We start from the raw sequence: 8906 nt of genomic DNA, 5'->3' as shown, positions 1-8906 counted from the left end.
CTCTCTCAGTTGTTGCGGCGTGGGCTAGGACGCTCTCGCAGTTTCTGTCGATCACTCGTCGGTGGACAGCGGTCGTTTCATGACAATGCGGGGCCAGGGATAGCCGCTGGCAGCTTACGTAGGTGAGAGAGCGTGGCTGAAAACAGGGCAGGAAGTGAGAGAGCGTCTGTATAGTGCCCGCTATGGATGACAAGGAAGTTTTGCACCGCTACCTGCGCACCCGGCGTGCGGACCTCCTCGGCAAACTCGACGGGCTTGACGAGTACGACGCCCGGAGGCCGCTGACGCCGACCGGGACCAACCTGCTGGGCCTCGTCAAACATGTGGCCAGCGTGGAACTCGGCTATTTCGGTGAGGTCTTCGGGCGGCCCAGTCCCCGTGCCTTGCCTTGGGAGGCTGAGGATGCAGAACCCGACGCCGACATGTGGGCCGCCCCGGACGAAAGCCGGGAGCAGATTGTTGAACTCCACCACTACTCCGCGGCGCACAGCGATGCGACCATTGACGCGCTCCCGCTGGAGGCGCCGGGGATTGTCCCTTGGTGGCCTGAGGAACGCCGGCACGTGACCCTGCACCAGATCCTGGTGCACATGTGCGTCGAAACGGCCCAGCACCTGGGTCACGCGGACATCCTTCGCGAGCTCATCGACGGATCAGCGGGCCAACGGCCGGGCGATCCCAACCTGACAACGCGTACCACTGACGAATGGGGCGAACACCGCTCGCGGATCGAGGCGGCGGCCCGGCAAGCAGCGGACCAAGCGAGAGAGCGTCCGGAAAAAGGGGCCAGGTAGTGAGAGAGCGCCGGGATTCACCCGGCAGGTAGTGAGAGAGCGTCCGGAAAGAGGGGCCAGGAAGTGAGAGAGCGTCCGGGGTGGGAGCCCTACTCGATGGTGGCGAACAGCTCGTTGAGTTCGTCCGTCAGCTGCTTCCGCAGCGCGGGCGTGCCGATTTCCTTGCCGTCGATGTGGTTCACGGGAGCCAGCAGCCGGATGCTTGAGATCAGCCAGACGGCGTCGGCATCGAAGAGGTCGCGCGGTTCCAGCGGGCCGTAGCCGAGTTCCCAGCCCGCGGCCTTGGCGGCCGCGAACAGTGCGCCCTGCGACGTGCCCGGAAGGATGCCGCTATCCAGCTGCGGGGTGATGAGGCGGCGCACCGTGCGGGTGCCGCCGTTGCCGTCGTCGACTGTGTCAAGGTGCGCCAGCAGGACGGTGGACGTGGGGCCTTCGAGGACGCGGCCGTCGGACGACGTGAAGATGACGTCGTCCGCCCCCTGGTTGTGGGCGTAACGCAGGGCCGCCATGTTCACCGCGTAGGAGAGCGTCTTGGCGCCCAGCAGCAGCCACGGCGCCCGTTCGCCCACTTCACTGTCGTAGCCGCGGTCCAGGAGGATGACGTCGATGCCGGTCTCGCGCTGGCGCCGGCCGGCAGCGGGGACGGGGGAAGCCTGGACCCAACAGGTGGGCCGCGCTCCGCCCTCGGCGCCGCGGGTGCAAATCAGCTTTACCACCGTCTCGTCTTCCTCCGGTGTGCCGGCGGGATGCTGGGAACGGTATTCGGCCACCGCCGTCGCGATGGCCCGGCGCCAGGCATCTTCGGCCGGGATGTCCAGCTCCAGGGCGCGGGCCGAACCCTGCAGCCGGCGCAGGTGCGCGTCGAGCTTCCGCGGGTTACCGCCCACGGACAGCATGGACTCGAAGACGCCGTCGCCCCGGGTGGCGCCCTGGTCCGTGGCCATCAGTTGAGGCTGCGACGCATCGGCGATCCGGCCGTCGTCGAACCGGGGGTCAAGGAATACGAGCACGGTGGCCGGGGCAGCAGCAGTCATGCCTCAAGCTTAGCCGCGGCCCCGGCTCCGGCCCCTGCGCGGGATAGGCTGTGCTGAATGCCTCCGGAACCGGTCCGGCGGGCGAGTAACCGTGGGGGTCCCTCTGTGTTGTGGCCGTTTCCGCTGGTGGGCACCGCGCCCTACTGGCTCGTGCTCACGTTGAGCATTGTTGATCTGGTCATCCGGGTGCTGGCGCTGGGCATTATCCCGGGCAACCGCCGTCCCACCACGGCCATGGCCTGGCTGCTGGGAATCTTCTTTGTGCCCGCCCTCGGCCTGGTCCTGTTCCTGTTGTTCGGAAACTTCAAGCTTTCCCGCAAGCGCCGGGCGCAGCAGGATGCCGTGAACAAGCGGGTCCGTGCCGGCACGTCCCAGCTGGCCGCCGCCGAAAGCGATTACGACGGCCCGGAGTGGGTGGCTTCGGCGGCTGAACTGAACAAGACGCTCGGTTCACTGCCCATGGTGGACGGCAACAGCGTGGAGCTCCTGCCCGGATACCCCGACTCCATCAAGGCGATGGCCGAGGCCGTGCGCGGGGCGGAGACGTTCGTCAACGCCGAGTTCTACATCATGAGCACGGACCACATCACGGAGGATCTGTTCACCGCCCTGGAAGAGGCTGCGGAGCGCGGCGTGGAGGTCCGTGTGCTGTTCGACCACCTCGGCACCCTGCGGATCAAGGGCTACCGGAAGCTCATCAGGCGCCTCAAAGCGAGCAAGATCCAGTGGCGGCCCATGCTTCCGCTGCGGCCTGTGCATGGACAGTGGCGCCGCCCCGACCTGCGCAACCACCGCAAGATCATGGTGATCGACGGCGAAATCGCCTTCACGGGCTCACAGAACCTGATCGAGCCCTCCTACAACAACCCCCGGCACCGCAAGGTGGGGCGCGAATGGGTGGAGCTCATGGCCTGCCTGCGCGGACCGATTGTCACTACGCTCAACGTGGTCTTCGCCACCGACTGGCTCAGCGAAACGGACGAGTCCCTGGAGGACCAACTGGCCCACCGTCCCGAGCCGGCACCCGGCGCCGTGACCGCCCAGGCCGTGCCCAGCGGCCCCGGCTTCATCACCGAGAACAACCTGCGCCTCTTCAACACGCTGATCTACTCCGCCCAGCACAAGATCTCCATCTGCAGCCCGTACTTCGTCCCGGATGATTCACTGCTCTACGCGGTGACGACGGCGGCGCAGCGGGGCGTCGACGTCGAACTTTTCGTCTCGGAAAAAGGCGACCAGTTCCTGGTCCACCACGCGCAGCAGTCCTACTACGAGGCGCTGCTGGAAGCGGGTGTGCGGATCTACCTGTACAAGGCGCCGTTCGTGCTGCACGCGAAGCACTTCACCATCGACGACGAAGTGGCCGTCCTGGGGTCCAGCAACATGGACATGAGGTCCTTCTCGCTGAACCTGGAGGTTTCGGTGATGCTCCTGGGCGCCGACATCGTGGCCAAGATGCGCGCGGTGGAGGACACCTACCGGGATATTTCCCGCGAGCTGACGCTCGAGGACTGGATGGAGCGGCCCATGGCCGTCAAGTACGTGGACAACGTCGCCCGGCTCACGGCCACCCTGCAGTAGGTCAGCTTTCCGGGAACCCCGAACCCAATGCGGACAGGACCCCGAACGCCTTGGTCCGGATTTCGTCGTACTCCTCCTGCGGAGAGGAATCCGCCGTGATGGCACCGCCGACGCCGAGGCTCAGTTCGGTCCCGCCTGCGCCGTCTGCGCGCATCACCAGCGTCCGGATGGCCACCGCCGTGTCCATCGACCCGCTCAGCGAGAAGTAGCCGATGGCGCCCGAATAGACACCGCGCGGCGCCGCTTCCAAGCGGTCCAGGATGGCCATGGTGCTGATCTTGGGAGCTCCCGTCATGGACCCGGCGGGGAAGCACGCGGCAACGGCTTCGGCGCGCGGAAGCCCGGGTTTGAGCTTCGCATCGATGGTGCTGACCATCTGGTGCACCGTGGCGTAGCTTTCGATGGCGCAGAGCCGGCTGACCGTGACGGATCCCGCTACGGCGAAGTGGCTCAGGTCGTTGCGGAGCAGGTCCACGATCATGATGTTCTCGGCGCGGTCCTTGGGGGAAGACTCCAGGTCCCGCCGCAGCTCGTCGTCGCGGGCAGGCTCCGCGGCCCGGGGGCGGGTGCCCTTGATCGGCTCGGCGCGCATGCCGCCGTCGGCCGCTATCCGCAGGAACCGCTCCGGTGACGTGCTGGCCACCGTCAGCTCACCGAAACGCAGGTAGCTGGCGAACGGCGCCGGGTTCTTCCGGCGAAGGGCGAGGTACGCCTGCCAGGGATCCAGCCCGTCCGTTCCGTCCTGCCCTGCCGTTCCGTCCGCCCCCGCCGGTACGACGGCGGTGACGGCGGTGGTGAGGCAGACCTCGTACGTGTTCCCCTCGGCGATTTCATGCTGCGCGTCCGCAATCTTGCGCTTGTAGGCAGTCTCGGTGTCGCGCCCGGTGAAGGCGGGGGCAGGCTGTGTTCCGGGTTCGACGGCGGTGCTGTCGCCGCGTTCCGGTGCTGCGGCTGGCGCCGCAGCCGCCGTGACTGCCGAGCGGGCGCGGGCCAGCCAGTCCGCGGCGTCGGGTGACTCCAAGGCAAGCAGCCATGCGCTGCCCTCGCGGTGGTCCAGGACCACGGCCCGGCCGGCAAAGATCAGGGCGGCGTCGGGCGTTCCGGAGGCAACGTCGCTGCCGCCGGTTTCACGCTTGAGCTCGTAACCCAGGTAGCCCAGCCAGCCGAGCGTGAATTCGCAGGGGTAGCCTTCGGGCGGGCGGAGTGCGCGGCGGCCCCAGACGCCGTCCAGCCAGCGGAAGAACGGTCCCGCGGTGGAAACCGTGGCGGTGCCTGTCGTCAGGCGGGTGACGCCGGACTGGTGCCGGACGGCCTGGCCGAACCTGCCGCCGTCGTCCGCCAGGATGCTGAAGCGGCTGCGCTCTGCGGCCGGCCCCTCCGTCCGAAGCGAGGAGTCCAGCCATACCGCACGTGGCGAACGGCCGTAAAGGGCGTCGAACAGGCGGGCGGCGTCGGGATCGCAGTCCAGCCGCTCGGCGTGGAGCTGAAGGCCGCGGCGGGCCGAGAGCTCCGGCAGCAGCACTGCCGCCAGAGCCGGAAGGTACTGGAGCGCCTGGAGGACGTCGTCGGGGGCGGTGCCGTCGGCCCGGTTGAGCACGCGGATGTCGGCAGTGTCCCGCACCGGGTCCGTTGCCAGCCACTCGTCCTCCTGCGCGGCCCACTGGTCCCAGAACGGTTCGTAGGTGCTGCCGTCGCGTGCCAGGGCCCGGGTGCGGCGGTCGTCGTCGGAGGACTCCGCCCAGACGACGGCATCCAGCAGCGGGCGGGCGGCGGCGGCCGCGGCCCCCACGCCCTCCACGATCACGATCTCAGCCGGCAGGGTGGTGCGCGTCGCGCCGTCGTAATGCTTTTCCCAGTCCCAGCTGACCCATTCAGCAGCTTCCCCGCGGCTCAGCGGAGCCAGCACGGTACTGACATAGCGCTCGATGCCGGCCGCCAGCCCGTTCCAGCCGGGATAGATGTCCTCCAGATGGAACAGCGACACCTTGTGGTGCTCCCGCAGCCTGGCGGCAAGCTCGATCGCGAGGGTTGTTTTTCCTGCGCCGGACCGGCCGTCGATGGCGATGATCACGGGTGCAGGGGTCATGAAATAGAGCGTACCTGCTGCCCGGACTGGTTCTGTTGCGGCACTTCCCTGCGGACATGGTCCACAATTCCGGGAATGGCCGCCTTGATGAGGTCCCACGTGATGTCGAAGTCCGCATGGCCTCCGTACCAGGGGTCCTCGATGCCCTGGTCCAGGAGATCGCGGCCGGACACTGCCGGATCGAAGCTGCGCAGCATCCGGATCCGGGCCAGTGCCTCCCCGTCAGGGGCGGTGGCCCGCAGCCAGCCGTAATGGTCCACGTCCAGGGCGAGGATCAGGTGGCGGTCGCGGAACCATTCAGGGCGCCACTCGCGTGCAATGTGCCGCTCCGAGGTGAGCTGGTGGGCGGCGAGTTTGCGGGCGGCCCGGGGATCGATGGGGCGGCCGGCCTCATAGGCTGTGGTTCCGGCAGAATCCACGACGACGGCGCCGGCGAGCCCCGCTGCTGCGAAGGCCTCGGCCAGCATCAGCTCGGCCATCGGGGACCGGCAGATGTTTCCGGTGCAGACCGCGATGATCCGGTATGGGCTCGACATTGAGGACATGGAGCAAGCATGGGGGATGGTGGGCCCTCTTGGCTAGTCACGGGCCGTCCGCATTACGGTTCGGTCAATACTGTTTCGACTTCCGTCATATTTGGCGTTCGCAGTACGCGATCGGGAACAGATTGAGGCAGCTCCCAGTTACTAGTACTGAGGAAGAAAAATGAGCACGACATGTATGGCATTGGTCATCCCGGCCCGGCTGGGTGAACCCCTGCGGACCATGACCCTTGAGGCGACGACCGACACCCTTCAGGGCCTCGTCGGGGGACATCTGGAATCCGTCAGCCGCGGTGACTGGCATGTCTACCTCAACGCCGAAGGCCACTTTATGGACCTGCCGCCCAACATCCGCGCTGCCCAACTTATCCGTGAGGCCGGGCTCGACCTGTCCGATGCCGCCCGGGGCACAGCGGTGTTCCTGGGCCGTACCGGGCGCGGCGGCGAAGCGGACGTTCCGGAGCACCTGTTGCGGCGTGCAGCGGAAATGTTCGGCTCCCCCCTGGCCGCGTAGGTGTGCCTGGCCCGCGAGGACATGCGCCACTTCAGCCTGCTTCAGAAACCCAACAGACGGGCCCCGAGCGCGTACATCCCCCACAGGCCGGCGCCCAGGAGGACGCCCAGATAGCCGAGCACGAGCCGGGTGTCGCGGAGGTAGCAGTTCGACTTCTTCAGGCCCCTCCGGCGCGCTTTCCAGTACCCGGTGAACCCGATGGCCGCGAACACGGCCAGCGCCACCGGGCCGGCCAGCCAGCCCAGCAGGGCGATCGTGGCGAAGATGCAGAGTCGCAGCGGATCGAACGGGGCAGCCTCCTGCGGTTGCGCGTCGGAGTTGGGCTGGCCCCCGGGCGGGGCGGCTGGCCCGGCGCCGTCCCGGGGTGGCACCAGCTGCGAGGGCAGGGGGCCGGATGCGATGCGCCGGGCGTCCGAGTCGGAACCCATGATCCTCCCTAAAGCTGCCGCACCGGGAGCAGTTGCTGACCCGTAGCAGTGCTCATTCGTTGCCTGGACAGGGCGGGCCACGCCTGCACTGCGCAGAAGGGGGCGCACTGATGACCGCCTGCGTCACTCTTGGTTCCCACATGGACACAGCACTGCGTGAGCCGTTCTTCGATCATCGTGGAAATGTCCATGAACGGCTTCACCATGATGCGGGTGACGCGTTCGGCGAGGAGTCTGCGCAGCCGTTGCTGCTGGCCCGGTAGCTTGCCGGCGGCCAGAGTGGTGAGCGTCCCGATGCCCAGGTCACACTGGGTGCAGATGTTCTTCCAGAGGTCAGCCGTCCGCGGGTGGGACAGGGACGACTGTTCGCTTAGCAGATCGAGCAGCGAGGACTTCATCAGGCTGCGCAGTTCGAGCGGGATCGCGCTGTCGGCGATGCGGTTGGCGAGGCTGTCCGGGTTGAGTTCCAGCCAGGCGAGCAGCTGGTCGTGCCCGATGAGGGCAGTCAGCGAGCGCCAGACACCGGAGTCATCCTTCAGCATGTAGCCCACGGACGCGCAGTGCGGATGCGAGCAGGGCAATGCCGTCAGGTCATGCCACGAGACCACCCCGTTGGTTTGCTCCGCCAGCCTTTCGAGGACGCCCGTGTGGGTGAGCCGGTCCAGGGGATCGATTCCGTGCCCGCGGCCGGAACCGAACACCGGCTGCAGCGCTACTCCGCCCACGAACGGGGTTTCCAGGGCGCGCATGACGACGGCGCCCACCTCGCCGTCGTTGACGCCGAGGGTTGCCGTCATGGTCAGGGTGGTGAAGATGCCTGCTTCAGACAAACGTGAGATGGCCTCATCCTTGAACCGCGTCAGGTCTCCGCCGCGGTGGTGGATCGACGCTTCCTTGGAGGGGCCGTCGTATTGGAGGTACACCTCCACCCGGTCGCGATGCCTGGCCAGCAAGGCGAGCAGTTCGTCGTCGGTCGCGATCAGCATGCCGTTGCTGTTCACCATGATCCGCACGATCGGCCGGGCAACAAGTTCCTCCAGCAGTTCGGCGAGATGCGGATACAGTGTGGGCTCGCCGCCGGAGAGCATCAACACATCAAGGCGCCCGTTCTCCCGGGCAAGGCGTGCATCAATATTCGCAAGCACCTCGCTGAGCGGCGCAACCCCCTGCAGTTGCGGGCCGGATGAGGTGAAACAGGTGGGGCAGCGCAGGTTGCAGTGCTCGATGATGTCCTGCAGGAGGATGCACGTGTGCTGCGTCTGCATGGCGGGAAGCCCATAGGCGTAGGCCTCGGGTATCGGGCGGTAGTTGTCCGCCTGGTCGGGGATGTGCTGTTTGGTGGGCGCCTGCCATTTTTCCAGGTAACGCAGGATTTCCGGCGATTCGTCGTACAGGGTGCGCACCAGGCCGTGGTCGGGGCAGCCGCGTTCGAGCCACACGCGGTCATCCCGGATGAGCAGCACCCCGGACAGGCGCCGCACCTGGGCAAGCGGAGGGTTCGTCTCGTGGCAGCGGGGGCAGAACGCAGTGACATACCGGTGGATCCGGTCACCGCGCAGGGGCTGGCCGGGGCCGGGCAGCGCCCGTCCTGCGGCTAAAGGTGAAGGATTCATATCAGGCCCCCATCTGGGTGAGGGCGCCGACGCAGAGTCCGCCGCCGAACAGGACAAAAATTCCGAGGCCAATCAGGAGTCCCGCACCGAGCCGCGAGGTGCGGCGCCTGACGGCCAGCAGGATGGCCACCAGCAAGTAAATGACGATCGGTATGAAGCCGGCCAGGCCGCCGAGGCCGAAGGAGCCCCATGCGTAGGGTCCGGCGGCCATAAGCGATCCGACATAGACCACGTAGAGGACCAAGGCGCCGAGGACGGCGCCGAGCGCCATGGAGCCTCCTGCCGGCTCTTGGGGCGTCCCGTGCCCGTCCGCC

The 8906-nt window shown here is 67.4% G+C and carries 9 protein-coding genes; 3 read left to right on the top strand and 6 right to left on the bottom strand.

Going from position 1 to position 8906, the window contains the following annotated elements; genetic code table 11:
• Positions 1-182 precede the first annotated feature (182 nt).
• The gene (locus WMN78_RS13340) at positions 183-794 is read left to right on the top strand and encodes a DinB family protein (RefSeq protein ID WP_340534195.1); all 612 of its coding nucleotides are present in this window, start codon (positions 183-185) and stop codon (positions 792-794) included.
• 89 nt (positions 795-883) lie between these two features.
• Here the strand turns inward: WMN78_RS13340 and WMN78_RS13335 are convergent, their stop codons facing one another.
• Positions 884-1828, bottom strand: coding sequence for an aminodeoxychorismate lyase (locus WMN78_RS13335; RefSeq protein WP_340534194.1), 945 nt, complete (start codon positions 1826-1828; stop codon positions 884-886).
• A 105-nt stretch (positions 1829-1933) separates the two neighbouring features.
• Between WMN78_RS13335 and cls the strand changes: the two genes are divergently transcribed.
• Positions 1934-3409 carry a cardiolipin synthase gene (cls, locus tag WMN78_RS13330; RefSeq protein ID WP_340534193.1) on the top strand — a complete coding sequence of 492 codons (1476 nt, stop codon included), beginning with the start codon at positions 1934-1936 and terminating at the stop codon, positions 3407-3409.
• 1 nt (position 3410) lies between these two features.
• On the opposite strand, the gene pabB is transcribed toward cls, so the two are convergent.
• Together pabB and WMN78_RS13320 are read right to left on the bottom strand one after the other, a co-directional pair.
• Positions 3411-5495, bottom strand: a complete 2085-nt coding sequence (gene pabB / locus WMN78_RS13325; protein ID WP_340534192.1) for an aminodeoxychorismate synthase component I — start codon at positions 5493-5495, stop codon at positions 3411-3413.
• Complete coding sequence (locus WMN78_RS13320; protein ID WP_340534191.1) at positions 5492-6040, bottom strand: low molecular weight protein-tyrosine-phosphatase; 549 nt, start codon at positions 6038-6040, stop codon at positions 5492-5494. Before WMN78_RS13320 ends, pabB begins: the two co-directional genes overlap by 4 nt.
• A gap of 160 nt (positions 6041-6200) precedes the next feature.
• On the opposite strand from WMN78_RS13320, the gene WMN78_RS13315 reads away from it, so the two are divergent.
• Complete coding sequence (locus tag WMN78_RS13315) at positions 6201-6551, top strand: DUF3846 domain-containing protein (RefSeq protein ID WP_340534190.1); 351 nt, start codon at positions 6201-6203, stop codon at positions 6549-6551.
• A 41-nt stretch (positions 6552-6592) separates the two neighbouring features.
• Here the strand turns inward: WMN78_RS13315 and WMN78_RS13310 are convergent, their stop codons facing one another.
• The 3 genes from WMN78_RS13310 to WMN78_RS13300 form a co-directional block, all read right to left on the bottom strand.
• Complete coding sequence (locus tag WMN78_RS13310) at positions 6593-6979, bottom strand: hypothetical protein (RefSeq protein WP_340534189.1); 387 nt, start codon at positions 6977-6979, stop codon at positions 6593-6595.
• 8 nt (positions 6980-6987) lie between these two features.
• Positions 6988-8592 carry a radical SAM protein gene (locus WMN78_RS13305; RefSeq protein ID WP_340534188.1) on the bottom strand — a complete coding sequence of 535 codons (1605 nt, stop codon included), beginning with the start codon at positions 8590-8592 and terminating at the stop codon, positions 6988-6990.
• A 1-nt stretch (position 8593) separates the two neighbouring features.
• On the bottom strand, positions 8594-8906 hold a 313-nt coding region (locus tag WMN78_RS13300), incomplete at its 5' end, for a hypothetical protein (protein WP_340534187.1).

Origin of the sequence: Arthrobacter oryzae, assembly GCF_037911235.1 — a bacterium.
Classification (GTDB): Bacteria; Actinomycetota; Actinomycetes; order Actinomycetales; family Micrococcaceae; genus Arthrobacter; species Arthrobacter oryzae_E.
This window is presented reverse-complemented; position numbering and strand designations above follow the sequence as displayed.

What these genes read in the sequence shown, in the direction of transcription:
- WMN78_RS13305 (WP_340534188.1), bottom strand. Translation starts at nt 8,592, where the DNA reads ATGAATCCTTCACCTTTAGCCGCAGGACGGGCGCTGCCCGGCCCCGGC.
- WMN78_RS13310 (WP_340534189.1), bottom strand. Translation starts at nt 6,979, where the DNA reads ATGGGTTCCGACTCGGACGCCCGGCGCATCGCATCCGGCCCCCTGCCC.
- WMN78_RS13335 (WP_340534194.1), bottom strand. Translation starts at nt 1,828, where the DNA reads ATGACTGCTGCTGCCCCGGCCACCGTGCTCGTATTCCTTGACCCCCGG.
- pabB (WP_340534192.1), bottom strand. Translation starts at nt 5,495, where the DNA reads ATGACCCCTGCACCCGTGATCATCGCCATCGACGGCCGGTCCGGCGCA.
- WMN78_RS13320 (WP_340534191.1), bottom strand. Translation starts at nt 6,040, where the DNA reads ATGTCCTCAATGTCGAGCCCATACCGGATCATCGCGGTCTGCACCGGA.
- WMN78_RS13315 (WP_340534190.1), top strand. Translation starts at nt 6,201, where the DNA reads ATGAGCACGACATGTATGGCATTGGTCATCCCGGCCCGGCTGGGTGAA.
- WMN78_RS13340 (WP_340534195.1), top strand. Translation starts at nt 183, where the DNA reads ATGGATGACAAGGAAGTTTTGCACCGCTACCTGCGCACCCGGCGTGCG.